We start from the raw sequence: 26,188 nt of genomic DNA, 5'->3' as shown, positions 1-26,188 counted from the left end.
TAATATATAATGCGCATGATATTAAAAACGTAGGAGGCATAAAAATGACTGAAGTAAATTATGATGTTGCAATTATCGGTGCTGGACCAGCCGGTATGACTGCGGCAGTTTATGCATCACGTGCAAATTTAAGCACAGTAATGATTGAACGAGGCATGGCTGGTGGACAAATGGCAAATACAGAGGAAGTAGAGAACTTCCCAGGATTCGAAATGATTACTGGTCCAGATTTATCAACTAAAATGTTCGAACACGCTAAAAAATTCGGTGCTGAATATCAATATGGAGATATTAAATCTATTGAAGATAAAGGTGACTATAAAGAAATTAATTTAGGCAATAAAGAGATAACAGCTCGTGCGGTAATTATTTCAACTGGTGCTGAATATAAAAAAATTGGTGTCCCTGGTGAACAAGAACTAGGTGGACGCGGTGTAAGTTATTGTGCAGTATGTGATGGTGCATTCTTCAAAAATAAAAACCTATTTGTAATAGGTGGCGGGGATTCTGCAGTTGAAGAAGGTGCATTCCTAACTAAATTCGCAGATAAAGTTACAATTGTACACAGAAGAGATGAATTAAGAGCACAAAAAATCTTGCAAGATCGTGCGTTTAAAAATGACAAAATCGATTTTATATGGAGTCATACTTTAAAATCTATTAACGAAAAAGATGGAAAAGTAGGTTCTGTAACACTTGTTTCTACCAAAGATGCCTCTGAAGAAACTTTAGATGCAGATGGGGTATTCATCTACATTGGTATGAAACCATTAACAGCACCATTTGTGAATCTAGGAATTATTAATGATATGGGCTATATTGTAACTGAAGATAATATGAGTACGAAAGTGCCAGGTATATTTGCGGCTGGTGATGTTAGAGATAAAGGTTTACGTCAAATTGTAACAGCTACTGGTGATGGTAGTATAGCAGCACAAAGTGCTATTGATTACATTGAAGAATTAAAAGATAAGCAAGAAGCATAAATAAGATTAGGCTAGAGCATGCAATCACATCATATAGTGATTAAAGCATGAATTCTAGCCTTTTTTATTTAAATCAATATTAGATTCAGATATCGCTATAATAGTTACGATAAGTAGCTCATATGATATTATGAAAGTAAATTAACGATATTCTAAAACGTATGTATACAATAAAAAGATTAACTAGGCGGTGTCAAAATGACGAACCATAAAGAAAATGAAATGAGTAAAAGTGAACTATTAGTAGTAACAGGTCTATCCGGTGCGGGTAAATCAGTGGTCATACAATGTTTAGAAGATATTGGTTACTTCTGTGTTGATAATCTACCACCTATTTTACTCCCTAAATTTGTAGAATTAATGGAACAAGGTAATCCTTCTTTGCAAAAAGTAGCTATTGCTATAGATTTAAGAGGTAAAGAATTATTTAAATCATTAGTAGAAGAAATTGATGCAATCAAAAGTAGAAACGATGTAATTGTAGATGTCATGTTTTTAGAAGCGGAAACAGAAAAACTAATTTCTAGATACAAAGAATCTAGACGAGCCCACCCTTTAAATGAAAATGGACAAATGTCTTTGATGGATTCGATCTTAGAAGAAAAGCAATTGCTTAGCAATATTCGTACAATCGCTAATTATATTGTAGATACAACGCAATTGACGACGAAAGAACTTAAAGCTAGAGTGAAAGAAAAATTTGAAGATGAGAATTTTAAATCCTTTAGTATCAATGTATCAAGTTTCGGCTTTAAACATGGTATACAAAAAGACGCAGATTTAGTATTTGATGTTCGTTTCCTACCAAATCCTTATTATGTTGAAGACTTAAGACCGATGACAGGAGAAGATGAACCAGTTTACCATTATGTTATGAAATGGAAAGAAACTGAAATGTTTTTCGAAAAATTAATGGATTTACTGAAATTTATGATACCAGGTTATAAAAAAGAGGGTAAATCACAATTAGTAATTGCAATAGGTTGTACAGGGGGGCAACATCGCTCTGTTGCGTTAGCTAAACGCATTGGTGAAGAATTAACAGAAATATTTGATTATAATGTCTATGTTCATCACAGAGATGCACATATCGAAAGTGGCGTGAGAAAATGAAACAATTAAAGATTGTACTCATAGGCGGTGGAACAGGCCTATCAGTATTGGCGAGGGGGCTGAGAGAGTACCCCATTGATATAACGGCCATCGTTACTGTAGCTGATGATGGTGGTAGTACTGGCAAAATACGTAGTGAGATGGATATACCTGCTCCAGGTGATATTAGAAATGTTATCGCAGCACTAAGTGATGCTGAACCAGTCATTGAAGAATTATTTCAATATCGATTTAAAGAAAATCAAATCGAAGGACACTCACTAGGTAATTTATTACTAGCAGCCTTAACAAATATAAAGAATGACTTCGGTCATGCAGTTAAAGAATTAAGTAAGATTTTAAATATTAAAGGTAAAGTGATTCCTTCAACGAATACTAATGTGATGCTAAACGCAGTGTTAGAAGATGGAGAAATTGTACGAGGAGAATCTCAAATACCAGAGAAATACAAACGTATTGATCGTGTTTTTTTAGAACCTGAAAATGTTGAGCCTATGGAAGAAGCAATTGACGCATTAGAAGATGCAGATTTAATCGTGCTCGGACCTGGCTCACTATACACAAGTGTTATTTCGAATTTATGTGTTAAAGGTATGTCAGAAGCTATTTTACGTTCTAAAGCACCTAAATTATATATATCTAATGTTATGACTCAACCGGGAGAAACATCAGATTACGATGTTATGGACCATATTCAAGCAATACATAAACATGCTGGAAGTGATTTTATTGATTATGTCATCTGTAGTAATGATAAATACGATGATAAAGTGTTAGAACGTTATAAAGAGCGTAATGCTAAACCGGTTGTTATGGATGAACATAAAATTACAGATCATAATATTAGAATGATTACGTCATCTAATTTAGTCGAAATATTAGATGATCATTTAGTACGTCACAATACTAAAGTTTTAGCAAGATTGATCTATGATTTAGCACTTGAAATGACAAGTACGATTCAATTTAGACCTAAAAAATAACACTTCTAATCATCTGTATAACTATGGTATGATATAGAACGTATGTTTATTAATGTATTCGTGTAATATAGTGCAACTATATAGGATGTTAGTTACATGTATATATAAAATTGATTAGAGGGGGAAATGTGATGAGTTTTGCATCAGATATGAAGAATGAATTAACACGCATTGATGTTGATGAAAGCAATGCCAAAGCAGAGCTTAGCGCATTAATTCGTATGAACGGTGCACTTAGCCTATCTAATCAACAATTCGTAATTAATGTTCAAACAGAGAATGCTACGACCGCTAGAAGAATTTATTCATTAATTAAACGCATATTTAATGTAGAAGTGGAAATTCTAGTTCGTAAAAAAATGAAATTAAAGAAAAATAATATTTATATTTGTCGTACAAAAGTGCGAGCTAAAGAAATTCTAGATGAACTTGGTATATTAAAGAATGGTATTTTTGTTCACGATATTGATGCTAGCATGATTAAAGATGATGAAATGCGTAGAAGTTATTTAAGAGGCGCATTTTTAGCTGGAGGATCTGTAAATAATCCAGAGACATCATCCTATCATTTAGAAATATTTTCTCAATATGAGAATCATTCTGAAGGTTTAACTAAATTAATGAATAGTTATGGATTAAATGCTAAACATTTAGAACGAAAAAAGGGTAGTATTGCTTATTTAAAAGAAGCTGAAAAAATTTCTGACTTTCTAAGTTTAATAGGTGGATACCAGGCATTATTGAAGTTTGAAGATGTGCGAATTGTTAGGGATATGAGAAATTCAGTGAATCGTTTAGTAAATTGTGAAACTGCAAACCTTAATAAGACTGTAAGTGCCGCTATGAAACAAGTAGAAAGTATTCAGTTAATTGAACAGGAAATCGGATTAGATAATTTGTCTGATCGCTTAAGAGAGATTGCTAAACTTCGAGTTGAGCATCAAGAAATCTCTTTAAAAGAACTAGGAGAAATGATATCGACTGGTCCGATATCTAAATCTGGAGTCAACCATCGTTTAAGAAAGTTAAATGAACTTGCAGACAAAATTCGAAGTGGTGAAAAAATAGAATTATAAGTATAAACTCGTCATGGATTGGCGAGTTCTTTTTTAGAACTAGGGACTTGGATCCCTGAAAAGTCCCTGAAATTTAGTTTTCTTTGGTTTTTAATTAAAAGATAAATAAAAAAGAACGCCGTCACAACGGCATTCTTGAAATTTAAATATGTATAATTGAAGATATTAGCCCCCTCGAGAGGAGTCGAACCTCTATCTTAAGAACCGGAATCTTACGTGCTATCCGTTACACTACGAGGAGATATTAAATGATAAAGACAAATTTCTGTACTAATTGTTATTTTAAAAGTACAATCTGAATGTATGTTTATAGTGTACAAAATCTATTAAAATATGGTCAACTTTTCTTAATGCTAGATGAGTTTAAATTTTGACCATTTTTGACTTTTGATGTAAAATACTAATTAACAGTTAATCACAAGGAGGAAATATAAATGAATTTAATTCCTACAGTAATCGAAACAACAAATCGCGGTGAACGTGCATACGATATTTATTCACGTTTATTGAAAGACCGTATTATTATGTTAGGTTCTGCAATTGATGATAATGTAGCAAATTCAATTGTATCACAATTATTATTCTTACAAGCTCAAGACTCTGAGAAAGACATCTATCTATATATTAATTCTCCAGGTGGTAGTGTTACTGCTGGATTTGCAATTTATGATACAATCCAACATATTAAACCAGATGTACAAACAATTTGTATCGGTATGGCTGCATCAATGGGTTCATTCCTATTAGCAGCTGGCGCAAAAGGTAAACGCTTTGCATTACCAAACGCTGAAGTTATGATTCACCAACCATTAGGTGGTGCACAAGGACAAGCAACTGAAATCGAAATTGCTGCTAACCACATTTTAAAAACACGCGAAAAATTAAACAAAATTTTAGCTGAACGTACAGGTCAAAGTATTGAAAAAATTCAAAAAGATACTGATCGTGATAACTTCTTAACTGCTGACGAAGCTAAAGAATATGGTTTAATTGATAATGTTATGCAACCAGAAGATAAATAATCGAATTTAACCATGGCATAAAAATGGGGAGTGTTTAAACAAACACTCCCCGTTTTTTTATGACTATTTTAATTGTTTGAAGAACGTTTTAGGAACAGTCGAATAGATATAATAAGTAAAATAATGCCAATTAAAATGAAGAATATAGACATTAATATAATTACTAAATTATGTTCGAAAGCGAAAATACCATTGAGTATAAGAAATAGACTTGCGATGATAAGTAGAATATAAGTTAATTTCTCGTCATTCATTTTCAAAACTCCAATTAAATTATTATGCATCTATTAAATCTTCGAAAGCAATTTTTAGATTAGGATAGTTAAATATAAAACCGAGCGCATCCAGTTTATTTGGTAATACCCTTTGCGTATCTAAAACAACCGTAGACATTTCACCAAGTGCTAATCGCATTAGGAATGATGGTACCCATGTTTCATGAGGGCGATGCATGACACGCGCAAGTGTGTATCCAAATAAATTTTGGCGTTCAGCAATTGGTGCAGCCATATTGAATGGACCTTTTGCTTTAGGATTATCGATTGTGAATAGAATTGCGCGCACTAAGTCATTAATGTGAATCCATGAATACCATTGGAAACCAGATCCTAATTTACCACCTACGAAGAATTTATAAGGAAGCTTCATCGTCTGTAAGGCGCCTCCATCATCAGATAAAATCATGCTGAATCTGCCAAGTACTACTCGCGTACCAAATGACTCAAAGCGTTTAGCAAAACGTTCCCACTGATAAACCACATCAGATAGAAAATCAAACGGATGTGTTTGATATTTTTCTGTATACGTATGATATAAACTAGGTGGATAATAACCCATTGCACTAGCATTAAAGAGCACTTCAGGTTTATGTTCCCGTTGGCTAAACAAGTCAACTAGTGCTTGTGTTGACTGAATACGACTAGTCATAATCAATTGTTTATATGATGGAGTCCAGCGTTTATTTAAAGTTGCACCAGCCAAATTAACTACAACATCTATATCTGGAACTTGGGACATCCAACCGTCTTTTGACCAATTAACATAAGAAATCTTTGGATCATCACTTTGCTTATCACTACGAGTTAGTATTGTAATATGTACATCGCGATTCTTTAATTCATTTACTAATTGACTGCCTACCATTCCAGTTCCGCCAGTTATTAAGAATTGCTTCATATTTACACCTCTATTAATTTATAGTATTAAGATAGCTTTTCTATTATCAACATTGAACTTTTCTTGTTCAAAAAATGTACAATGATTAGTCAATAATATGTCATTTACTAAGCTGTAAACAGGATTTAAATTATCTAAAGTTAAGTTATAATTAATTTGTACCTTCGCTATAGTAGATTTCAATATCTCTGAGTAAATTGAGTATACCCCATAGACTACACAAAATAAACGAAGGTCAATTTTGACTCCCTTTAGTAGAAGCCCATGCGAGAATCGTGTGGGCTCTTTGTATATCTATTATAGTCCTAATGAATAAAGATTAAGAATAATATGATTAGAGGAATGAAAATGACTGATAAAAATATAAAATCAAACTGAGATGTATGACTGTCATCATAATCATTATTATTCAACATCATAGATTTTAGATTATGTTTAGGAACATTTTCATCTTCAAATATATCTTCAGAAACAAATTTTTTCATTATGACTCACACTTTCACATTATAATAAAATTAAATTTGCATTATTGATGTTTGTAATTACTTATGATGTTATCATATATAAGTGATTATGTATCATTATAATTAATGTCTTAAACCTTTTTATTTCATTTCCGTGCGAATTACTGTAAAATTATATGCTACATTTAGGGGACTAGACAATTTTAATATATTAAAGTGAGGTAACTTATGTCTAAGAACAATAGAAATAGAGATGACTTTGGTGAACCGGAAAAGAAAAAAATGAGTGGCATTTCGAAACTTATTAGTACGATTATCGTTTTATTATTATTAAGCGGATTAGCATTTGCGATTTTTGCATTTGTAGATCATTCAAATCGTTCAAGTGAACGCTTAAACAATCAATCAACTGAAGAGCACAAAGATAAAAATGATAAAAAAGACAAAGAAGATAAAGACAAAAAGGATAAGTCAGATAAAGATAAAAAAACAAGTGAAGATAGTTCGAATGTGACTCAAGAAAATGTTACGCAGCAAACAGCTCAAACCCAACAACGTCAGACACAACAAGCAACACCTTCAACTCAACAAAGAACTAAACAACAACCATCAACAGAAGAGAAACAAAGAACCAAAGAAGCACAGACTAAGGAAGAAAAAACACAAGAGAAAACAACTAAAGAAGAAGCTACAACAAAAGAAACTCGCACTAAAGAACAAGCAACTCAAGAAAGTAACAGTAATAATAGCAGTGATAGTAATTCTAGTGAGTCAAATACGGATAAGTCTAATAGTAACCAGACAAGCAATCAAACTAGAACGCAACAATCACCGCAAACACAACAATCACAACAGACCCAACAACGATCAACAACTCAGTCGTCTACGCAGCAATCAACCACAAGACAAACTTCACAACGAAGTGCTACGTCTAGTCAAAGTCAGTCAAGCCAAGAATCATCAAATAGTAATGAATAATATAGTTAGTAGTTATCAAAGTGAGATTTTGAAACAGTCATGTTTCAAGTCTCACTTTTTACTTTTTTAAAACATCCAATTGAGTAAAAAGGTAAAAATAATTGAAAGCAAAATAGAAATGATTATTGAAGAAAGGCAACCAAATGGACAACCACAACCATAATGATATCTTATTGAATAGTTGTTACGTTCATTACCATTAAAATAGTTACCATCTTTATATCTACGATCTTCAGGGTCAATGACTTCTACATTATTATCATTTTCTCGAACCATTTCTTCATCCTCCTTAAATGAATTTCTTATATTGTAAATTAAAATAGTTTAAACAAGAAAGTATTTTGCAAAAGAATAATTTCTAAACTTAAAGGGTAATACTACAAAATAAGGGTTTAATTAAACTTTGTGGCACTTTACAAAAAGGGAAATACTACTTAAATTAGGGGATTTTACAGATAATTTTAAATATTAGAGTTTTTCTCTTGCATTTTCAACAACACAATAGTACTATTGCAAGTGTAAAGAGGTTAGATTTTGTCCCGCGCGGGACACAATAAGTCAAACTGGGTTTATGCTATTGGTTACCTTTTATACATAAAGGAGGAAGGTAGTAGTGAAGGACTTGATTAAAATTCAACAGAAGCTGATACCTGATTTAATTGATAAAATGTATCGACGCTTTTCTATCTTAACTACTATCTCAAATAATCAACCAGTAGGTAGAAGAAGTTTAAGTGAGCACATGGACATTACCGAACGTGTCTTAAGATCTGAAACTGATATGTTGAAAAAGCAAGATTTAATTCAAGTCAAATCGACTGGAATGGAAATCACTGAAGAAGGCAAGTCAGTTTTGAATCAGCTTAACGAATATTTCAATATTTATACTGATGATAATCAATTAGCTAATCAAATTAAGTCAACTTTTGGTATTAAAGAAGTTCACGTTATACCTGGTGATGCAGATGCTCAAGAGAATGTTAAATCCGAAATGGGAAGACAAGCTGGCCAATTATTAGAAAGCATCTTATATGAAGACGCTATTGTTTCAGTAACAGGTGGTTCAACAATGGCAAATGTAAGCCGAGCCATGCATCTTCTACCATTTAATGTATTTTTCGTACCAGCTCGTGGTGGTCTTGGTGAAAATGTTATTTATCAAGCTAACACGATTTCAGCGAGCATGGCGCAACAAACAGGTGGTTATTATACAACACTTTATGTACCAGATAATGTAAGTGAATCAACATATAATACACTTCTGATGGAACCCTCTGTGGTTCATACATTAGATAAAATTAGACAAGCAAATATAACAATTCACGGTATTGGTGATGCGCTGAAGATGGCGTATCGTAGACAATCGTCAGAACAGGTGATTGAAAACCTTCAACATCATCAAGCCGTCGCAGAAGCTTTCGGTTACTATTTTGACGCTCAAGGAAATGTAGTCTACAAAGTAAAGACAATAGGACTACAACTTGAAGATTTAGAAACCAAAGATTTTATATTCGCTGTTGCAGGTGGACAATCTAAAGGTGAAGCAATTAAAGCTTACTTAAGTATTGCACCTAAAAATACAGTTTTAATTACTGATGAAGCAGCAGCAAAGGTAATATTAAATTAGTAATAAAAAGTTTAAAGCTTTTTAAATATCATTTTAAAGGAGGCCATTATAATGGCAGTAAAAGTAGCAATTAATGGTTTTGGTAGAATTGGTCGTTTAGCATTTAGAAGAATTCAAGACGTAGAAGGTATTGAAGTAGTTGCAGTAAACGACTTAACAGACGACGAAATGTTAGCTCATTTATTAAAATATGACACTATGCAAGGTCGTTTCACAGGAGAAGTTGAAGTTATTGATGGTGGTTTCCGCGTAAATGGTAAAGAAGTTAAATCATACGAAGAACCAGATGCAAGCAAATTACCTTGGGGCGATTTAGATATCGACGTAGTATTAGAATGTACTGGTTTCTATACAGATAAAGAAAAAGCAGAAGCACACATCAATGCAGGTGCTAAAAAAGTATTAATCTCTGCACCAGCTAAAGGTGATGTAAAAACAATCGTATTCAACACTAACCACAATGACTTAGATGGTTCAGAAACAGTTGTTTCAGGTGCATCATGTACTACTAACTCATTAGCACCAGTTGCTAAAGTATTAAGTGATGAATTTGGTTTAGTTGAAGGTTTAATGACAACTATTCACGCATACACTGGTGACCAAATGACTCAAGACGGTCCACATAAAAAAGGTGACAAACGTCGTGCGCGTGCAGCAGCTCAAAACATCGTACCTAACTCAACAGGTGCTGCAAAAGCAATCGGTAAAGTTATTCCTGAAATCGATGGTAAATTAGACGGTGGTGCTCAACGTGTACCAGTTGCTACAGGTTCATTAACTGAAGTAACAGTTGTATTAGAAAAAGACGTTACTGTTGAAGACGTTAACAAAGCAATGAAAAACGCTTCAAACGAATCATTTGGTTACACTGAAGACGAAATCGTTTCTTCTGACGTAGTTGGCATGACTTACGGTTCATTATTCGATGCTACTCAAACTCGTGTAATGTCTGTTGGTGACCGTCAATTAGTTAAAGTTGCAGCTTGGTATGACAACGAAATGTCTTACACTGCTCAATTAGTTCGTACTTTAGAATATTTAGCAGAATTATCTAAATAATTTAGAAGCATAGTTAAATAAACTTGTGCTCAGTATGGATGTACTATTCACAGTACACTTGTACAAATTATTGAAATAAGTTAGCTTATGAGTAAGCGGGGAGCACTAACGCTTCTCCGCTTATTTTTATATTAGTAATTCCTATTTAGAGGAGGAAATTATAATGGCAAAGAAAATTGTTTCTGATTTAGATTTAAAAGGGAAAGTTGTTTTAGAACGTGCTGATTTCAATGTACCTTTAAAAGACGGTAAGATCACAAATGATAACCGTATTGTTCAGGCTTTACCAACAATTAAATATGTCATCGAACAAGGTGGTAAATTAGTACTATTTTCTCACTTAGGAAAAGTTAAACAAGAAAGTGATAAAGAAGGTCTTACATTAAAACCTGTTGCTGATGCTTTATCTGAAAAATTAGGTAAAGAAGTTACTTTCGTACCTGAAACACGTGGTGAAAAATTAGAATCAGCTATCAAAAACTTAAGTGAAGGCGATGTACTATTAGTTGAAAATACACGTTTCGAAGATTTAGATAATAAAAAAGAATCTCAAAATGACCCTGAACTAGGTAAATATTGGGCATCACTAGGCGATGTATTTGTAAATGATGCTTTCGGTACAGCTCACCGCGAACATGCTTCTAATGTTGGTATTTCAACGCATTTAGAAACAGCGGCTGGTTATTTAATGGAAAAAGAAATTAAATTTATCGGTGGTGTTGTTAACGACCCACATAAACCAGTAGTTGCAATTTTAGGTGGAGCAAAAGTATCTGACAAAATTGGTGTTATTAAAAACTTAGTAAATATCGCTGATAAAATTCTTATTGGTGGTGGAATGGCGTATACCTTCTTAAAAGCACAAGGCAAAGAAATTGGCTTATCTTTACTAGAAGAAGACAAAATCGACTTTGCTAAAGAATTACTTGAAAGTAACGGCGATCAAATTATGTTACCAGTAGATGCGAAAGTTGCGAAAGAATTCTCAAATGACGCTGAAATTACTGAAGTATCAATTGATAACATCCCTTCTGATCAAGAAGCAATGGACGTTGGCCCTAAAACTGTAGAATTATTCTCTAAAGAATTAGAAGGTGCACATACAGTAGTATGGAATGGACCTATGGGCGTATTTGAATTTAGTAACTTTGCTCAAGGTACAATCGGTGTATGTAAAGCCATTGCTAACTTAAAAGACGCTACTACAATTATCGGTGGTGGTGACTCAGCAGCTGCTGCAATTTCTTTAGGTTTTGAAGATGACTTCACACATATTTCTACTGGTGGCGGTGCATCATTAGAATACCTAGAAGGTATTGAATTACCAGGAATTAAAGCAATTAATGATAAATAATCACCTTATAAAAGGTGTACGTTTTTCTAAGTATTTTCAAGGGGAAATGTACAAAGAATAAGACTTTACGTCTTAAAAGTTATTTAACGCTAAAATTATAATTTTAAATATATAGGAGTGTAATCAATGAGAAAACCAATCATAGCTGGTAACTGGAAAATGAACAAAACAGTTAAAGAAGCTAAAGACTTCGTTAATAATTTACCAACATTACCTGATGAAAAAGAAGTTGAATCAGTAATTTGTGCACCAACAATTCAATTAGATGCATTAATTTCATTAGTGAATGATGGCAAAGCAAAAGGATTGAAAATTGGTGCTCAAAACACTTATTTTGAAGATAATGGTGCATTCACAGGAGAAACCTCTCCAGTGGCATTAGCTGACTTAGGTGTTAAATACGTAGTTATTGGACACTCAGAACGTCGTGAATTATTCCATGAAACAGATGAAGATGTGAATAAAAAAGCACATGCGGTATTTAATCATGGCATGACACCAATTATTTGTGTTGGTGAAACAGATGAAGAACGCGAAAATGGAAAAGCTAATGAAATCGTTAGCAATCAAGTTGAAAAAGCATTAGAAGGTTTATCAGAAGAGCAACTTAAAGAAGTTGTTATTGCATACGAACCAATTTGGGCAATCGGTACTGGTAAATCAGCTACTTCTGATGATGCTAATGAAATGTGTGCTCACGTGCGTAAAACAGTAGCGAAAGTGGCTAGTCAAGATGTTGCTGATGCAACACGTATTCAATACGGTGGTAGTGTTAAACCTAACAACGTTAAAGAATACATGGCTCAATCTGACATTGATGGTGCATTAGTAGGTGGCGCGTCATTAAAAGTTGAAGATTTCGTACAATTGTTAGAAGGTGCAAAATAATTATGGCTAAACAACCGACAGCTTTAATCATTTTAGATGGTTTCGCTAATCGTGAAAGTGAACATGGTAATGCTGTAAAACAAGCGCATAAACCAAATTTTGACCGCTATTACAGTAAATACCCAACTACACAAATTGAAGCAAGTGGTTTAGACGTAGGTCTTCCAGAAGGCCAAATGGGTAACTCAGAAGTTGGTCATATGAACATTGGTGCAGGACGTATTGTTTACCAAAGTTTGACACGTATCAATAAATCAATCGCAGATGGCGATTTCTTTGAAAATGATGTGTTAAATAACACCGTGCAACATGTTAATGAGCATGATTCTGCATTACATGTCTTTGGATTACTATCTGATGGTGGTGTACACAGTCATTACCAACATTTATTTGCATTGTTAGAACTTGCTAAACAAAAAGGTTTAGATAAAGTTTATGTACATGCATTCTTAGACGGTCGTGACGTAGACCAAAAATCAGCACTAAAATACATTGAGGACACAGAAGCTAAATTTAAATCATTAGGTGTAGGTGAGTTCGCATCTATTTCTGGCCGTTATTACGCTATGGACCGTGATAAACGTTGGGACCGTGAACAAAAAGCATATAATGCTATCCGTAACTTTGAAGGGCCTGCTTATGCTTCAGCAAAAGAAGGCGTTGAAGCTAACTACGCTAATGATTTAACAGATGAATTTGTTGAGCCATTTATTGTTGAAGGTCAAAATAATGGCATCAATGATGGAGATGCAGTTATCTTCTTCAATTTCCGCCCTGATAGAGCAGCTCAGTTGTCAGAAGTATTTACTAATAAAGCATTTGATGGCTTTAAAGTAGAACAAGTTAAAGATTTATTCTACGCAACATTTACTAAATATAATGACAATGTAGATGCTGAAGTTGTCTTCGAGAAAGTGGATTTAACAAATACAATTGGTGAAGTTGCTCAAAATAATAACTTAAAACAATTACGTATTGCTGAAACTGAAAAATATCCACATGTAACGTACTTCATGAGTGGTGGACGTAATGAAGAATTTGAAGGTGAGCGTCGTCGTTTAATCGATTCACCAAAAGTAGCGACTTACGATTTAAAACCAGAAATGAGTGCGTATGAAGTTAAAGATGCGTTATTAGAAGAGTTAGATAAAGGTGATTTAGATTTAATTATCTTAAACTTTGCTAATCCTGATATGGTTGGACATAGTGGTATGTTAGAACCAACTATCAAAGCAATTGAAGCAGTGGATGAATGCTTAGGTGAAGTTGTTGATAAAATCTTAGACATGAATGGTTATGCAATTATTACAGCTGACCATGGTAACTCAGACGAAGTATTAACAGATGATGATCAACCAATGACTACTCATACGACTAATCCGGTTCCTGTTATTGTAACTAAAGAAGGCGTTACATTACGTGAAACTGGTCGTCTAGGAGATTTAGCACCAACACTATTAGATTTATTAAATGTAGATCAACCATCAGACATGACTGGTGAATCACTTATTAAACACTAAAAATTAGTCCAGTTATAAATGGTAAGAATATTGAAATCCCTAATACGATATTTGAAACTTTAGGGATTCAGTCCTTATCTGATATAAATATTTTATTTAAAGATTAAATCAAGCTATAATAGCTTTAGAATCTAAATTAAAGGAGATTTTTCACATGCCAATTATTACAGATGTTTATGCTCGCGAAGTCTTAGACTCACGTGGTAACCCAACAGTTGAAGTTGAAGTATTAACTGAAAGCGGTGCTTTCGGTCGTGCATTAGTACCATCAGGTGCTTCTACAGGTGAACACGAAGCAGTTGAATTACGTGATGGAGATAAATCACGTTATAGCGGTAAAGGTGTTACTAAAGCTGTTGAAAATGTTAACGAAATTATTGCACCAGAAATCGTTGAAGGTGAATTTTCAGTATTAGATCAAGTATCTATTGATAAAATGATGATTCAATTAGACGGTACACCTAACAAAGGTAAATTAGGTGCAAACGCTATTTTAGGTGTATCTATCGCAGTTGCACGTGCAGCAGCAGACTTATTAGGTCAACCTTTATACAAATATTTAGGTGGATTCAACGGTAAACAATTACCAGTTCCTATGATGAACATCGTTAATGGTGGTTCTCACTCAGACGCACCAATCGCATTCCAAGAATTCATGATTTTACCAACAGGTGCAGAATCATTCAAAGAAGCATTACGTTGGGGTGCTGAAATCTTCCATAACTTAAAATCAATCTTAAGTGAACGTGGTTTAGAAACAGCAGTAGGTGACGAAGGTGGTTTCGCTCCTAAATTTGAAGGTACTGAAGATGCTGTAGAAACAATCATTAAAGCTATCGAAAAAGCAGGTTACAAACCTGGCGAAGATGTATTCTTAGGATTCGACTGTGCCTCATCTGAATTCTACGAAAATGGTGTATATGATTACACTAAATTCGAAGGTGAACATGGTGCGAAACGTAGCGCAGCTGAACAAGTTGACTACTTAGAAGAATTAATTGGTAAATACCCAATCATCACTATCGAAGATGGTATGGATGAAAATGATTGGGACGGTTGGAAACAATTAACTGATCGTATTGGAGATAAAGTTCAATTAGTAGGTGACGATTTATTCGTAACTAACACTGAAATCCTTTCTAGAGGTATTGAACAAGGTATTGGTAACTCAATCTTAATCAAAGTTAACCAAATTGGTACTTTAACAGAAACTTTCGAAGCAATCGAAATGGCTCAAAAAGCTGGATATACTGCAGTAGTTTCTCACCGTTCAGGTGAAACAGAAGATACTACAATCTCTGATATCGCAGTAGCTACTAATGCTGGTCAAATTAAAACTGGTTCATTATCAAGAACTGACCGTATTGCTAAATACAATCAATTATTACGTATTGAAGATGAATTATTTGAAACTGCTAAATTCGATGGTATCAAATCATTCTACAATTTAGACAAATAAGTCTAATAATTTAACCTATTTAAAACAATAATAGAGTTCACGCTTATGTATTACCTGTCACAGAGTTGAGACTGTGGCAGGTTTTTTAAATTATTAAACAATGTAAGTGATTAACTAAATTGTAAAATCATAATGACAAAATCATTAATGCAGCTTTTATCACATATATCTAACCTACTAATGATTTTTAACGAACATGGAACAGATTTAATTTAGGTATACAAACTGATATAATAGTTATGTATATAAAAGAAGGAGAAATAAAGATGGAGAATCAACTTAATCAACCTAGTCAAAGAGAACGCAATGCAGGTAAATTAATAGGCTACAGTTCTTTAATTTTATGTATTTTATTGATCATCCATAACTTTATTGCACTAGATACGTTAACTGCTAAGACACTATTATCACAGGCAGGACAGAAAGCAAGTGATAGTGCAGTAGCTAATATATTAAATAGCTTTAGATATACTGGCATTATGTATATTTTGGCATATTTAGCAGGTGTCATTGCATTATGGAATCGACATAAATATCTGTGGTGGTTTATGTTTGCAGTCTATGTTTCAAATGTATTATTTACATTAGTAAACGTAACTATGGTTATAAATGCGATAATAACAGCTAAATCAGTGTTGTTTATTATTCCTATTATAATCGTAATTGTGGGCTCTACAGTATTAGCATTATACATGCTAGTTATTTCAATCATTCGTAAGAGTACTTTTAATCGATAGTCATTGATTATAAAGACTAGTATATGATATAATTCGGAACGTATATAATGAATGGAGGACAATTTTCATGCATACACTTTTTATAGTACTCTTAATTATTGATTGTATTGCATTAATCACTGTTGTATTACTCCAAGAAGGTAAAAGTAATGGACTTTCAGGTGCTATTAGTGGTGGCGCAGAACAGTTATTTGGTAAACAAAAACAACGTGGCGTCGATTTATTCTTGCATAGATTAACAATTATTTTAGCAGTCATTTTCTTTTTAATAATGATTGGTATCAGTTACTTTGGTTTATAAGGTCCGACGATGTTAATGTCGGGCTTTTTTATTTATAATGAATAGTGACGGACGACGTCATTGATATTTAGTCAGGAGACCTAAGGTCCGATTTAAATAATGTATATTTCCGAGATAATAAGGGAATATTTAGTTAAATATAATATTAATACGAAGCATTGTATTTGAATTAAAAATATAACGCAAGAATAATTTTGAGATAATGATGGAAGAGGGATTTTAAATGCAAATTAAATTACCACAACCGTTTTTCTTTGAGGAAGGGAAACGAGCAGTCTTGCTTCTACATGGATTTACAGGTAATTCATCAGACGTAAGACAATTAGGAAGATTCCTACAGAAGAAAGGTTACACTTCTTATGCGCCTCAATACGAAGGGCATGCTGCACCACCTGAAGAAATTCTAAAATCAAGCCCACATGTGTGGTTTAAAGATGTGCTTGATGGTTATGATTATTTAGTGGATCAAGGCTATGAAGAAATTGCCGTAGCAGGCTTATCTCTCGGTGGTGTATTCGCATTGAAATTGAGCTTAAATCGTTCTGTAAAGGGTATTGTAACTATGTGTGCACCCGCTGAAGGTAAAACGCAAGGTGCGATATACGAAGGCTTTTTAGAATATGCACGAAACTTCAAAAAATATGAAGGCAAAGATCAAGCAACGATTGATAAAGAAATGGAAGACTTCCATCCTACTGAAACGTTAAAAGAGTTAAGCGAAACATTAAATAACGTTAGAAACGAAATCGATGAAGTGTTAGATCCAATTTTAGTAGTACAAGCTGAAAATGATGAAATGATTAATCCTCAATCAGCAAATTATATATATGAGAATGTCGACTCAGATGAAAAAGACATCAAATGGTATGCAAATTCAGGACATGTCATTACAATCGATAAAGAAAAAGAACAAGTATTCGAAGATGTATACAGTTTCTTAGAATCTTTAGATTGGTCTGAATAATAAATTTAAAAATATTAAACGAAAGAAGAAAGGAGGGGCATGATGAATTTAAAGCAATCCATTGAAGAAATCATAAAGCAGCCTGATTACGAACCGATGTCGGTATCTGATTTTCAAGATGCTTTAGGTCTTAATAGTGCCGACTCGTTTAGAGATTTAATAAAGGTGCTAGTAGAACTTGAACAAGCAGGTTTAGTTGAACGAACTAAAACAGATAGATACCAACGCAAACAATCGCATAAAAGTTCGAATTCTAAGTTGATTAAAGGGACGTTAAGTCAAAATAAGAAGGGCTTTGCATTCCTACGTCCTGAACAAGAAGATATGGATGATATCTTTATTCCACCAACTAAGATTAATCGTGCATTAGATGGTGATATAGTTATTGTAGAAATACAGAAGTCTAAAGGTGAGCATAAAGGTAAAATTGAAGGCGAAGTTAAATCAATCGAGAAACATTCTGTCACTCAAGTAGTCGGTACCTATAGTGAAGCGAAACATTTTGGTTTTGTTATCCCAGATGATAAACGTATTATGCAAGACATTTTCATACCGAAAGGTCAAAGTCTTGGTGCGGTAGATGGTCATAAAGTACTCGTTCAAATTACGAAGTATGCAGATGGTACAGATAATCCTGAAGGACATATATCTGCGATTCTAGGCCATAAAAATGACCCAGGAGTAGATATCTTATCAATCATTTATCAACACGGTATCGAAATCGAATTCCCTGATAATGTATTGAAAGAAGCCGAAGCGGTTCCTGAAGAGATTAAGCTTGATGAAATTAAAGGTCGTACAGACTTGCGTGACGAGTTAACGATTACCATTGATGGTGCAGACGCAAAAGACTTAGACGATGCTATTAGTGTAAAAAAATTAAAAAATGGTCACACTGAATTAACTGTAAGTATTGCGGATGTTAGCTATTATGTTAAAGAAGACTCAGAACTTGATAAAGAAGCTTACGATAGAGCGACAAGTGTTTATTTAGTAGACCGTGTTATTCCAATGATTCCACACCGTTTAAGTAACGGTATTTGTTCATTGAACCCAGAAGTCGATCGCTTAACACTAAGTTGTCGCATGGAAATCAATGAACGAGGCGAAGTGGTTAATCATGACATTTTTGATAGTGTAATCCATTCTAATTACAGAATGACATATGATGCAGTTAATCAAATTATAACTGAAAAGGACCCTGACGTACGTAAGCAGTATCAAGAAATTACAACAATGCTTGATTTAGCACAAGATTTATCAAATCGTTTAATCCAAATGCGTAAACGTCGTGGTGAAATTGACTTTGACATAAGTGAAGCTAAAGTGTTAGTGAATAACGAAGGCTTACCAACTGATGTGGTTTTACGTGAGCGAGGCGAAGGTGAACGTTTAATTGAATCATTTATGTTAGCTGCTAACGAAACGGTGGCAGAACATTTCAATAAACTTGAAGTTCCTTTCATTTACCGTGTTCACGAACAACCTAAATCAGATCGTTTAAGACAGTTCTTCGACTTTATTACAAACTTTGGAATTATGATTAAAGGTACGGGTGAAGATATTCATCCTTCAACATTACAATCTATCCAAGAAGAAGTTGAAGGTCGCTCTGAACAAATGGTTATCTCAACAATGATGTTACGTTCAATGCAACAAGCACATTATGATGATACAAACTTAGGTCACTTCGGTTTATCAGCGGAATACTATACACATTTTACATCACCTATTAGACGTTATCCGGACTTAACAGTTCATCGTTTAATTCGAAAATACCTTATCGATAATTCAATGAATAACAAAGAATTACACAAATGGGAAGATAAATTACCTGAATTAGCTGAGCACACGTCTCAACGTGAACGTCGTGCAATTGAAGCAGAACGAGATACTGATGAATTGAAAAAAGCTGAGTATATGATTCAACATATCGGTGATGAATTTGAAGGTATTGTAAGCTCTGTTGCAAATTTCGGTATGTTTATCGAACTACCTAACACAATTGAAGGTATGGTTCATATTTCAAATATGACAGATGATTATTATCAATTTGATGAACGCCAAATGGCACTTATTGGTGAGCGCCAAGCAAAAGTATTCCGTATAGGCGATCAAGTTACAGTGAAAGTCAAACATGTTGATGTAGATGAACGAATGATTGATTTCCAAATTGTTGGTATGCCATTGCCAAAAAATGATCGAAGTCAACGACCATCGAGAGGTAAAACGATTCAAGCTAAAACACGTGGCAAGTCTTTAGATAAATCAAAAGATGATAATCATAAAGGCAAGAAGAAAAAACGTAAGCAACGAAAAGGTAAAAACCAACGTAGTCGTGATAAACAAGGTAGAACGAATCACAAACCATTCTATAAAGATAAAAGTGTGAAGAAAAAATCACGTCGTAAGAAAAAATAATCAGCAAAGAGGTGACACAGATTAATGGCTAAGAAGAAAACGAAATCACCCGGTACACTAGCTGAAAACCGTAAAGCCAGACATGATTATAATATTGAAGATACAATTGAAGCGGGTATTGCTTTAAAGGGAACAGAGATTAAATCTATTCGTCGAGGTAGTGCCAATTTGAAAGATAGCTATGCGCAAGTTAAACGTGGCGAGATGTTCATTAATAATATGCACATTGCACCTTATGAGGAAGGTAACCGCTTCAATCATGACCCTTTACGTTCTAGAAAGTTATTACTTCATAAGAAGGAAATTATTAAACTTGGGGAACGTACGAGAGAAATTGGCTATTCACTTATTCCATTAAAACTTTATTTAAAACATGGTCAATGTAAAGTCTTATTAGGCGTAGCACGTGGTAAGAAAATACATGATAAACGTCAAGCTTTAAAAGATAAAGCAATGAAACGTGATGTTGATCGTGCAATCAAAGACCGTTATTAAGCGTGTTTGTTGATTAATCGGGTGCTATTTGGTATGATAACTGATGTTGTGAATTAAGAAATACGTTAGATAGAGAGTGAAGAAGGATTCTTTCGATTGTGTTATTTCACTTTAGTATGAATGACTAGAACTAAGAATTGCTTTATATATTGCTTTCTTAGTTCAGTCAGTCACTACTACGTATTGTAATGATTTATAAATTTTATTACGGGGGCGTTTTTGGATTCGACAGGGGTCCCTCGAGCTCATTAAGCGTGTCGGAGGGCTGTCTCCGACATCAACACATTTCAGTAAATATAACTGACAAATCAAACAATAATTTCGCAGTAGCTGCGTAATAGCACTCTGCATCGCCTAACAGCATCTCCTACGTGCTGTTAACGCGATTCAACCCTAGTAGGATATGCTAAACACTGCCGTTTGAAGTCTGTTTAGATGAAATTTAATCAAACTAGCATAATACTGGTTGTCTGTTGCTTACTATTATGCGAAATTCATCAATAGACTACACACGTAGAAAGATGTGTATCAGGACCTCTGGACGCGGGTTCGAATCCCGCCGTCTCCATTATATAGCCTGCAACCCATGTGGTTGTGGTTTTTTTGTTTTTGTTGCCACAGTATTGCCCCAAAATTGCCATACAAAAAATGGCTCTATAATAAATAGGAATTAAAAGATAGACTGAAAAATTTAAATCAACGCGATGATTATTATTTGTTATTATAGTTGAAAGATAATAAAATTAATGGCTTAAGTGGTATGTGTAAAATATTGTTTTTTTTAAAGTGGAGAATATATGAGGGTTTTAGCATTTGTCATTAATTCTAATTATTGAAAAAAGGTTACGGCTCATTTTTTACTTAATAAAGGAGAGAGTTTAGTATGTACATTGGGATGTAAAGTACTTACCCTGAATAGTGGTATAAAGGAAGAAAGAAAAAATGCTCATTCTTTTTATACAAGTAATGGTTTAGATAGAAAAGTATTTGGATTCGTTAAATATTTATTATAATAAGTGACAGAAGGTGGATTAATAAATTTGTTGCGTCAGTAATATTGATAGAAAAAACAAGCATTTACGTTTCAATTAAAGAAGCATGTAAATGCTTGTTTTGCTATTAGTTATCGTTGATTTTTTTACCATCTGTACGATCTGATTCGCCTTTATCTTTGTGAACCTTAGGGTTGTCTTTTTTGTGAGTACTTTTCTTAACATTATCTACTGAATCATCATTGTTACCACATGCCCCTAATAGTAAAAAACTTGAGAGTAGTACAAAAGCTACTTTCTTCATAAGTGTCACCCTTTATTTAATTATATTTAATATCTAATTGATATAAATATTATTACTATAAGTATGTCACACTTTTCTAAAAATTCAACAGTTAATAATATTTGATAATTTAAATTAAAAAATACCGGGATAAGTCGAAAAGTTGATTATCCCGGTAAAAGTAATTGTATTAATTAATTTATATATTGATTATACTAATTAGTTTGCACTATTATTTGATTCATCTGTATTAGTCTCAGTTGCTTCTTCGCCATTGTCAGATTGTTCAGCGGAGCTATTTTCTGAATATGTCTGTGTTTGATTTTCATTAGACTGATTATCAGTACTTGAACTATCCTCTGTAGAAATATTTCCGTTTGAACGGCTATTATCATCATTATCATTACTATTTCTATTACTTTGATTATAGTTTTGATTTGTGTCGTTTGCTTGATTCGCATTTTGATTATTATTAGAAGAAGTATTATTTTGATTGTTTACAGTATTATCTTGTGTAGTATCTTGTTGAGTAGAAGGTGCTTCGTTATTTGATTCTTCAGTTGTTGGTTGCTCTTGTTGTGAGCTTTGTTGTTCTTGAGTATTTAATTCTTCATTAGTTGAAGTTTCTTCAGAACGATTTTGTTCTTCTTGAGTAACATTATTATCATCTTTGTCGTCATCTTTTTTGTCTTTTTTCTTTTTATCTTTAGATGATTTATCCTCTTTAGATTGCTTATCTTTAGATTGTGTTGCTTGATTTTCAGATGGATTATTACTTTCAATCATTTTATGAATGCCCAAAGCAAGCATACTTAGTAGAATAATCGTAATAGCCATCGCAAAATATTTAAAATAATTCTTATTTTTAAATACTGCCATAATAGCGAACAAGATTAATATAATCGCAATAATTAGTAATACCGTGCCTGTATAGAACAACAGTTTCTCCATACGCTACCTCCATTAAATTTACATCATTAATTGTATTGTATTACACATATAATATAATACATATTACTTTGTAATTAACATCTAATTACTATTTAAAAACAGTAGTGTAAACGTATAATTAATCAAGCTATTTCACCTTATCGAAAATGCTAATCTCTTTATGCTCTTTACTTACAGATACATATAAGTTTTCATCGTTAAGTTGTGCTTCGTTTGATGTTTGATTTAAGTTAATTTCAGCTAATATTTTGAAAAATCCATTATGATAAGGTTCAACAATAGATATTTCATTCGCATGTTCTTGAATCATCAAATGTCTTTGTGATTGATTATCTATTTTCCAGTTAGTCATATATTCACCTTTTTCGTAAAAATACAACTGGAAGTAGGACAGAATTTTTTAATTCGTTCCACTTCCAGCTTGGTTCGCTTGTAGAATTTCTTAGGGAAATTCTCTTTGTTGGGGCTCCGCCCGCAAGGATGACTTGAAATGAAAAAGCATAATTTAAGCACCTTTTCAGTTCAATCAGCTACTACGAAATTGCAAAATAGCATCATTATTTTACTTATGCCCTAGGCCCAGTAGTTTAACTATTTAAAACTTTGCTCTATTTCTGTAAAAGCTTTGTTAGTAACGCTAATGTCATCAATTCTATCTGCTGTAAGTTGTCCTTCAAGATAACCATGATCGATTAGAACTTTACAATTCTCTAAAAAATCATCGTATTCACGATCACAGAAATAATCATCTTGTGCTTTTATACTATCTCCAAAATAATTCGCTTCACTTTCAGATTGCCCTTCATTAGAACGTTCCATGTATAATTTATAAAATTTAGCTATCGTATATTTTTGTTCTTGAGTTAATGAATCTAACATGACATGTTCCCCCTCACTATAATACGTTATACCCAAATTAAATATGATTGAAAACGTAGTGTAGAGGTTAATAAACTACTGTGCATCTTCAATGCCTTTATTAACTGCTTTAGCGAATTTGTAAAATGTATGTGTGTAATTGTCTGGGTTCTTTCTTGTATTTTGATCTAATTGTTTATCCTTAAAGAATAATGCTCTTTGTCCAGTAGTTAATTCAAGTTGAACGCCTGAATCATTATCACTTCTATTAATAATATTAGATGATGATGTCGCTTCAATACCTTTAGGGCTCTTTTGAACAGTGAAACCTCTATTTTTTAATGATTTTGTGATAGATTTCGCTAATTTTTTATCCTTACCGCCAACGTAAACAATAGGGTCTTCACCAGAATAGCCATGAATGGATATTGTCTCATCTGAGTGGTCTAACATTTTTAATAGTGTCGGTTCATCAAACACAGTTGAAGTGATATGCAAGCGTTCGTTATGCTTTGGCATTAATCCTTCGAATGTGTAAAAATCATATTCACCTATATTGGCCACACGACGTGCAAGTTCAGTTGTACCTGGTTCAATACCTCCGCCATGTATCGCTGTGACAAGCATGTGATTATCTTTACGATTTTTCGTTTTAATACGCCAATCTTTACCTTCTGTTGTGTTTTCTTTTAGCTCTTCGAAATTTGAATAATAATCTAATGAACAATTTTGTTTATCTTCACGTGTTTTATAAAGTATAAATGCAATAGCTATAATAGTAATAATTAAGACAGAAATAAAAATATAATATAATTTAGAATACCAGTTTTTTCTTTTTCTCATATGACCTTCCTTTATATTGATTGTAATAATAAAAATGTGTAATTTAACTTTTATATTATAAATTATATTACTGATAACCTCAAATATTGTTTAATTTAGAAAAATAAGTAAATAATTGAAATAAGGAGGAATGAAAGTGACGAAAATAACAATTCAATCAGCGAAGCCTCACCATAATGAAGGGGGTCAGTTAATTTACTCGGCAATAGATGACATGGCTAAAATTATATTAGGTAAGTCAAGTGATAATGAAATTATTGGTGACTTACAACAACTTTGGAATAATCGTGCGAATCGCTTTAGTCATGATATGTCATTTGTAGCTCTTGATGATAATCAAGTGCTTGGAGCTATTACGTGCAATCCTTTAAAACAGATTGATAGAGCGATGACGCCAACAGTACTTCAAATTATTTCAATGAATAAGTTGAAACCTTTCTTATCAATCATCTCACATCCGAAGTCCTTTTATTCACTTGTTACGATGGACGAGGGTAATGAAGATGAATACCATATTAGTATGCTAGCGACTATGCCTAATGCAAGGGGAAAAGGAGTAGGGCAACAATTATTAAATTTTGCTGAACAAAAAGCTAAAGAATCAGGCTTCAGTAAACTTTCATTAACAGTAGTACAAGATAATGATGTAGCATTGAAACTATATCAAAAAATGGGATTTGAAATTGTTGGAGAAATTAATAGAAAACCGTATTATTTATATCAAATGAGAAAAGAAGTAAAATAGAGAGAGGCATAGTCACATCACATATTTAACATGTGATAGCTTCCCTCTCTCTAAGTCCAATGAACTTTATTAATTATTCTTATATTTATCGTATTTACCGTTAGCTATATCTTGTTCTCGTTGTTGTATTATTTGATAAACTTCTTCAGCATCATCACCATCATAATAGCCTTGTTCAATTGCATGCTTAGTTTGAATCTCTCCAGAAGATAAACCGCCGTTATATTTTTTTCTCAAAGCATCTACGTATTCATCCTCATTAGTTGCAGCGTTGATTTCTGCATTTGGATCGTCTATGTTTTCTTCTTCTGAAGACTGGTTAGACTGATCATAAACAGATTTTTCTTGACCACTTTCCACGCGTAGTGAACTTGCATAAGCTTCACTTGCAGGGCCTTCCATTACATTACCTTGTGGAATAACACCATTTGCAACTGCACTATTATATGCAGCAATTTTATCTATTTCAGAGTAATTGTTGCTGTTAATAACTGCTTCTAATGTGGCACGGTCAGTTATATTATGAATATCGATTTGCTTTGCATTCTGAGAATTCGAATTAGAAGTGTATTGCTGTTCGTTGGAAGAACTGTCTTCATTGCTTTGATCAGTAGATTCATCATCGCTTTCTGCATCATATTTTGATGACTTAGAATCAGAATGTTGATCATTTTTCTTTTTAGTATTTTCATTCTCTTTTTTATTATGTGAGGAAGATTTAGATTTAGAATGATCTTCTTCCTTATCTTCATTCGAAAAACTACAACCAGTTAATATAAAAAGACCTAATAATAATGTAAATAAAACTTTTTTCAATATAGTCACTCCTAAATTTAATATAATATTATTTTATAACGAAATGACTAGTAAATGTTTTAAATTTTTGAAAATAT

At 33.2% G+C, this 26,188-nt stretch carries 28 protein-coding genes, 1 tRNA gene and 1 other RNA gene; 19 read left to right on the top strand and 11 right to left on the bottom strand.

Annotation, left to right across the window (positions count from 1 at the left end; genetic code table 11):
* Positions 1-44: 44 nt before the first annotated feature.
* From trxB to whiA, 4 genes are all read left to right on the top strand, one after another.
* Positions 45-986: a thioredoxin-disulfide reductase gene (gene trxB / locus BDW31_RS08095; RefSeq protein WP_110709500.1), complete on the top strand. Its 942-nt coding sequence runs from the start codon at positions 45-47 to the stop codon at positions 984-986.
* Positions 987-1,184: 198 nt separating this feature from the next.
* A complete protein-coding gene (rapZ, locus tag BDW31_RS08090; RefSeq protein ID WP_053023054.1) occupies positions 1,185-2,099 on the top strand; it encodes an RNase adapter RapZ in 915 nt (304 codons plus the stop codon).
* A complete protein-coding gene (locus BDW31_RS08085) occupies positions 2,096-3,082 on the top strand; it encodes a gluconeogenesis factor YvcK family protein (protein WP_110709498.1) in 987 nt (328 codons plus the stop codon). Before rapZ ends, BDW31_RS08085 begins: the two co-directional genes overlap by 4 nt.
* A gap of 131 nt (positions 3,083-3,213) precedes the next feature.
* Positions 3,214-4,158, top strand: a complete 945-nt coding sequence (gene whiA / locus BDW31_RS08080) for a DNA-binding protein WhiA (RefSeq protein ID WP_053024253.1) — start codon at positions 3,214-3,216, stop codon at positions 4,156-4,158.
* A gap of 169 nt (positions 4,159-4,327) precedes the next feature.
* Here whiA and BDW31_RS08075 read toward each other — a convergent pair.
* A tRNA-Arg gene (locus BDW31_RS08075) sits at positions 4,328-4,399 on the bottom strand.
* 193 nt (positions 4,400-4,592) lie between these two features.
* Between BDW31_RS08075 and clpP the strand changes: the two genes are divergently transcribed.
* Positions 4,593-5,180: an ATP-dependent Clp endopeptidase proteolytic subunit ClpP gene (gene clpP, locus BDW31_RS08070; protein WP_011276385.1), complete on the top strand. Its 588-nt coding sequence runs from the start codon at positions 4,593-4,595 to the stop codon at positions 5,178-5,180.
* Between the two features lie 68 nt (positions 5,181-5,248).
* Here clpP and BDW31_RS08065 read toward each other — a convergent pair whose 3' ends face one another.
* The 3 genes from BDW31_RS08065 to BDW31_RS08055 form a co-directional block, all read right to left on the bottom strand.
* Positions 5,249-5,434: a hypothetical protein gene (locus BDW31_RS08065; protein ID WP_180529069.1), complete on the bottom strand. Its 186-nt coding sequence runs from the start codon at positions 5,432-5,434 to the stop codon at positions 5,249-5,251.
* 22 nt (positions 5,435-5,456) lie between these two features.
* Positions 5,457-6,356, bottom strand: a complete 900-nt coding sequence (locus BDW31_RS08060; protein WP_110709496.1) for a TIGR01777 family oxidoreductase — start codon at positions 6,354-6,356, stop codon at positions 5,457-5,459.
* A gap of 305 nt (positions 6,357-6,661) precedes the next feature.
* The gene (locus BDW31_RS08055) at positions 6,662-6,841 is read right to left on the bottom strand and encodes a hypothetical protein (RefSeq protein WP_053024254.1); all 180 of its coding nucleotides are present in this window, start codon (positions 6,839-6,841) and stop codon (positions 6,662-6,664) included.
* 207 nt (positions 6,842-7,048) lie between these two features.
* Between BDW31_RS08055 and BDW31_RS08050 the strand changes: the two genes are divergently transcribed.
* Positions 7,049-7,798, top strand: coding sequence for a DUF4887 domain-containing protein (locus tag BDW31_RS08050; RefSeq protein WP_016930993.1), 750 nt, complete (start codon positions 7,049-7,051; stop codon positions 7,796-7,798).
* A 66-nt stretch (positions 7,799-7,864) separates the two neighbouring features.
* Here the strand turns inward: BDW31_RS08050 and BDW31_RS08045 are convergent, their stop codons facing one another.
* Positions 7,865-8,074: a hypothetical protein gene (locus BDW31_RS08045; protein WP_053024255.1), complete on the bottom strand. Its 210-nt coding sequence runs from the start codon at positions 8,072-8,074 to the stop codon at positions 7,865-7,867.
* A 337-nt stretch (positions 8,075-8,411) separates the two neighbouring features.
* On the opposite strand from BDW31_RS08045, the gene BDW31_RS08040 reads away from it, so the two are divergent.
* From BDW31_RS08040 to ssrA, 12 genes are all read left to right on the top strand, one after another.
* Positions 8,412-9,425 (top strand): sugar-binding transcriptional regulator, encoded by a 1,014-nt coding sequence (locus tag BDW31_RS08040; protein WP_016930995.1) that lies wholly within the window; start codon positions 8,412-8,414, stop codon positions 9,423-9,425.
* A gap of 51 nt (positions 9,426-9,476) precedes the next feature.
* Positions 9,477-10,484 carry a type I glyceraldehyde-3-phosphate dehydrogenase gene (gap, locus tag BDW31_RS08035; RefSeq protein ID WP_011276377.1) on the top strand — a complete coding sequence of 336 codons (1,008 nt, stop codon included), beginning with the start codon at positions 9,477-9,479 and terminating at the stop codon, positions 10,482-10,484.
* A 163-nt stretch (positions 10,485-10,647) separates the two neighbouring features.
* Positions 10,648-11,838, top strand: coding sequence for a phosphoglycerate kinase (locus BDW31_RS08030; protein WP_110709494.1), 1,191 nt, complete (start codon positions 10,648-10,650; stop codon positions 11,836-11,838).
* 126 nt (positions 11,839-11,964) lie between these two features.
* The gene (gene tpiA, locus BDW31_RS08025; RefSeq protein ID WP_011276375.1) at positions 11,965-12,726 is read left to right on the top strand and encodes a triose-phosphate isomerase; all 762 of its coding nucleotides are present in this window, start codon (positions 11,965-11,967) and stop codon (positions 12,724-12,726) included.
* A gap of 2 nt (positions 12,727-12,728) precedes the next feature.
* Complete coding sequence (gpmI, locus tag BDW31_RS08020) at positions 12,729-14,246, top strand: 2,3-bisphosphoglycerate-independent phosphoglycerate mutase (RefSeq protein WP_053024258.1); 1,518 nt, start codon at positions 12,729-12,731, stop codon at positions 14,244-14,246.
* Positions 14,247-14,400: 154 nt separating this feature from the next.
* Positions 14,401-15,705: a surface-displayed alpha-enolase gene (gene eno / locus BDW31_RS08015; RefSeq protein ID WP_011276373.1), complete on the top strand. Its 1,305-nt coding sequence runs from the start codon at positions 14,401-14,403 to the stop codon at positions 15,703-15,705.
* Positions 15,706-15,971: 266 nt separating this feature from the next.
* Positions 15,972-16,442: a hypothetical protein gene (locus BDW31_RS08010; protein ID WP_016930998.1), complete on the top strand. Its 471-nt coding sequence runs from the start codon at positions 15,972-15,974 to the stop codon at positions 16,440-16,442.
* Positions 16,443-16,509: 67 nt separating this feature from the next.
* Positions 16,510-16,743: a preprotein translocase subunit SecG gene (secG, locus tag BDW31_RS08005; protein WP_011276371.1), complete on the top strand. Its 234-nt coding sequence runs from the start codon at positions 16,510-16,512 to the stop codon at positions 16,741-16,743.
* A 223-nt stretch (positions 16,744-16,966) separates the two neighbouring features.
* Positions 16,967-17,707: an alpha/beta hydrolase gene (locus BDW31_RS08000; RefSeq protein WP_053024259.1), complete on the top strand. Its 741-nt coding sequence runs from the start codon at positions 16,967-16,969 to the stop codon at positions 17,705-17,707.
* Positions 17,708-17,749: 42 nt separating this feature from the next.
* Positions 17,750-20,128: a ribonuclease R gene (gene rnr / locus BDW31_RS07995; RefSeq protein WP_110709492.1), complete on the top strand. Its 2,379-nt coding sequence runs from the start codon at positions 17,750-17,752 to the stop codon at positions 20,126-20,128.
* Between the two features lie 24 nt (positions 20,129-20,152).
* Positions 20,153-20,623, top strand: coding sequence for an SsrA-binding protein SmpB (smpB, locus tag BDW31_RS07990; RefSeq protein WP_011276368.1), 471 nt, complete (start codon positions 20,153-20,155; stop codon positions 20,621-20,623).
* A 209-nt stretch (positions 20,624-20,832) separates the two neighbouring features.
* Positions 20,833-21,194, top strand: a transfer-messenger RNA (tmRNA) gene (ssrA, locus tag BDW31_RS07985).
* Positions 21,195-21,742: 548 nt separating this feature from the next.
* Here ssrA and BDW31_RS12485 read toward each other — a convergent pair.
* The 5 genes from BDW31_RS12485 to BDW31_RS07965 all read right to left on the bottom strand — a co-directional run bounded on the left by BDW31_RS12485 (position 21,743) and on the right by BDW31_RS07965 (position 24,550).
* Positions 21,743-21,919, bottom strand: a complete 177-nt coding sequence (locus BDW31_RS12485) for a hypothetical protein (protein ID WP_016931001.1) — start codon at positions 21,917-21,919, stop codon at positions 21,743-21,745.
* 198 nt (positions 21,920-22,117) lie between these two features.
* The gene (locus BDW31_RS07980; protein ID WP_110709490.1) at positions 22,118-22,849 is read right to left on the bottom strand and encodes a hypothetical protein; all 732 of its coding nucleotides are present in this window, start codon (positions 22,847-22,849) and stop codon (positions 22,118-22,120) included.
* A 127-nt stretch (positions 22,850-22,976) separates the two neighbouring features.
* Entirely contained in the window at positions 22,977-23,201 is a 225-nt protein-coding gene (locus BDW31_RS07975) for a hypothetical protein (protein ID WP_053024263.1), read from the bottom strand.
* A gap of 239 nt (positions 23,202-23,440) precedes the next feature.
* Complete coding sequence (locus tag BDW31_RS07970; RefSeq protein WP_016931004.1) at positions 23,441-23,728, bottom strand: hypothetical protein; 288 nt, start codon at positions 23,726-23,728, stop codon at positions 23,441-23,443.
* A 75-nt stretch (positions 23,729-23,803) separates the two neighbouring features.
* Entirely contained in the window at positions 23,804-24,550 is a 747-nt protein-coding gene (locus tag BDW31_RS07965; protein WP_053024264.1) for a poly-gamma-glutamate hydrolase family protein, read from the bottom strand.
* A 136-nt stretch (positions 24,551-24,686) separates the two neighbouring features.
* Between BDW31_RS07965 and BDW31_RS07960 the strand changes: the two genes are divergently transcribed.
* Entirely contained in the window at positions 24,687-25,295 is a 609-nt protein-coding gene (locus BDW31_RS07960; protein ID WP_053024265.1) for a GNAT family N-acetyltransferase, read from the top strand.
* 69 nt (positions 25,296-25,364) lie between these two features.
* Here the strand turns inward: BDW31_RS07960 and BDW31_RS07955 are convergent, their stop codons facing one another.
* The gene (locus tag BDW31_RS07955; protein ID WP_053024266.1) at positions 25,365-26,111 is read right to left on the bottom strand and encodes a membrane lipoprotein lipid attachment site-containing protein; all 747 of its coding nucleotides are present in this window, start codon (positions 26,109-26,111) and stop codon (positions 25,365-25,367) included.
* Between the last annotated feature and the right edge of the window lie 77 nt (positions 26,112-26,188).

The organism is Staphylococcus sp. AtHG25 (assembly GCF_003217445.1).
Taxonomy (GTDB): domain Bacteria; phylum Bacillota; class Bacilli; order Staphylococcales; family Staphylococcaceae; genus Staphylococcus; species Staphylococcus haemolyticus.
The sequence above is the reverse complement of the archived record's forward strand: the minus strand, read 5'-3'. Positions and strand labels throughout refer to the sequence as shown.

Excerpts from the sequence above, each read along its gene's own strand:
- trxB (WP_110709500.1), top strand. The coding sequence starts at position 45 with ATGACTGAAGTAAATTATGATGTTGCAATTATCGGTGCTGGACCAGCC.
- rapZ (WP_053023054.1), top strand. The coding sequence starts at position 1,185 with ATGACGAACCATAAAGAAAATGAAATGAGTAAAAGTGAACTATTAGTA.
- BDW31_RS08085 (WP_110709498.1), top strand. The coding sequence starts at position 2,096 with ATGAAACAATTAAAGATTGTACTCATAGGCGGTGGAACAGGCCTATCA.
- whiA (WP_053024253.1), top strand. The coding sequence starts at position 3,214 with ATGAGTTTTGCATCAGATATGAAGAATGAATTAACACGCATTGATGTT.
- clpP (WP_011276385.1), top strand. The coding sequence starts at position 4,593 with ATGAATTTAATTCCTACAGTAATCGAAACAACAAATCGCGGTGAACGT.
- BDW31_RS08065 (WP_180529069.1), bottom strand. The coding sequence starts at position 5,434 with ATGAATGACGAGAAATTAACTTATATTCTACTTATCATCGCAAGTCTA.
- BDW31_RS08060 (WP_110709496.1), bottom strand. The coding sequence starts at position 6,356 with ATGAAGCAATTCTTAATAACTGGCGGAACTGGAATGGTAGGCAGTCAA.
- BDW31_RS08055 (WP_053024254.1), bottom strand. The coding sequence starts at position 6,841 with ATGAAAAAATTTGTTTCTGAAGATATATTTGAAGATGAAAATGTTCCT.
- BDW31_RS08050 (WP_016930993.1), top strand. The coding sequence starts at position 7,049 with ATGTCTAAGAACAATAGAAATAGAGATGACTTTGGTGAACCGGAAAAG.
- BDW31_RS08045 (WP_053024255.1), bottom strand. The coding sequence starts at position 8,074 with ATGGTTCGAGAAAATGATAATAATGTAGAAGTCATTGACCCTGAAGAT.
- gap (WP_011276377.1), top strand. The coding sequence starts at position 9,477 with ATGGCAGTAAAAGTAGCAATTAATGGTTTTGGTAGAATTGGTCGTTTA.
- BDW31_RS08030 (WP_110709494.1), top strand. The coding sequence starts at position 10,648 with ATGGCAAAGAAAATTGTTTCTGATTTAGATTTAAAAGGGAAAGTTGTT.
- tpiA (WP_011276375.1), top strand. The coding sequence starts at position 11,965 with ATGAGAAAACCAATCATAGCTGGTAACTGGAAAATGAACAAAACAGTT.
- gpmI (WP_053024258.1), top strand. The coding sequence starts at position 12,729 with ATGGCTAAACAACCGACAGCTTTAATCATTTTAGATGGTTTCGCTAAT.
- eno (WP_011276373.1), top strand. The coding sequence starts at position 14,401 with ATGCCAATTATTACAGATGTTTATGCTCGCGAAGTCTTAGACTCACGT.
- BDW31_RS08010 (WP_016930998.1), top strand. The coding sequence starts at position 15,972 with ATGGAGAATCAACTTAATCAACCTAGTCAAAGAGAACGCAATGCAGGT.
- secG (WP_011276371.1), top strand. The coding sequence starts at position 16,510 with ATGCATACACTTTTTATAGTACTCTTAATTATTGATTGTATTGCATTA.
- BDW31_RS08000 (WP_053024259.1), top strand. The coding sequence starts at position 16,967 with ATGCAAATTAAATTACCACAACCGTTTTTCTTTGAGGAAGGGAAACGA.
- rnr (WP_110709492.1), top strand. The coding sequence starts at position 17,750 with ATGAATTTAAAGCAATCCATTGAAGAAATCATAAAGCAGCCTGATTAC.
- smpB (WP_011276368.1), top strand. The coding sequence starts at position 20,153 with ATGGCTAAGAAGAAAACGAAATCACCCGGTACACTAGCTGAAAACCGT.
- BDW31_RS12485 (WP_016931001.1), bottom strand. The coding sequence starts at position 21,919 with ATGAAGAAAGTAGCTTTTGTACTACTCTCAAGTTTTTTACTATTAGGG.
- BDW31_RS07980 (WP_110709490.1), bottom strand. The coding sequence starts at position 22,849 with ATGGAGAAACTGTTGTTCTATACAGGCACGGTATTACTAATTATTGCG.
- BDW31_RS07975 (WP_053024263.1), bottom strand. The coding sequence starts at position 23,201 with ATGACTAACTGGAAAATAGATAATCAATCACAAAGACATTTGATGATT.
- BDW31_RS07970 (WP_016931004.1), bottom strand. The coding sequence starts at position 23,728 with ATGTTAGATTCATTAACTCAAGAACAAAAATATACGATAGCTAAATTT.
- BDW31_RS07965 (WP_053024264.1), bottom strand. The coding sequence starts at position 24,550 with ATGAGAAAAAGAAAAAACTGGTATTCTAAATTATATTATATTTTTATT.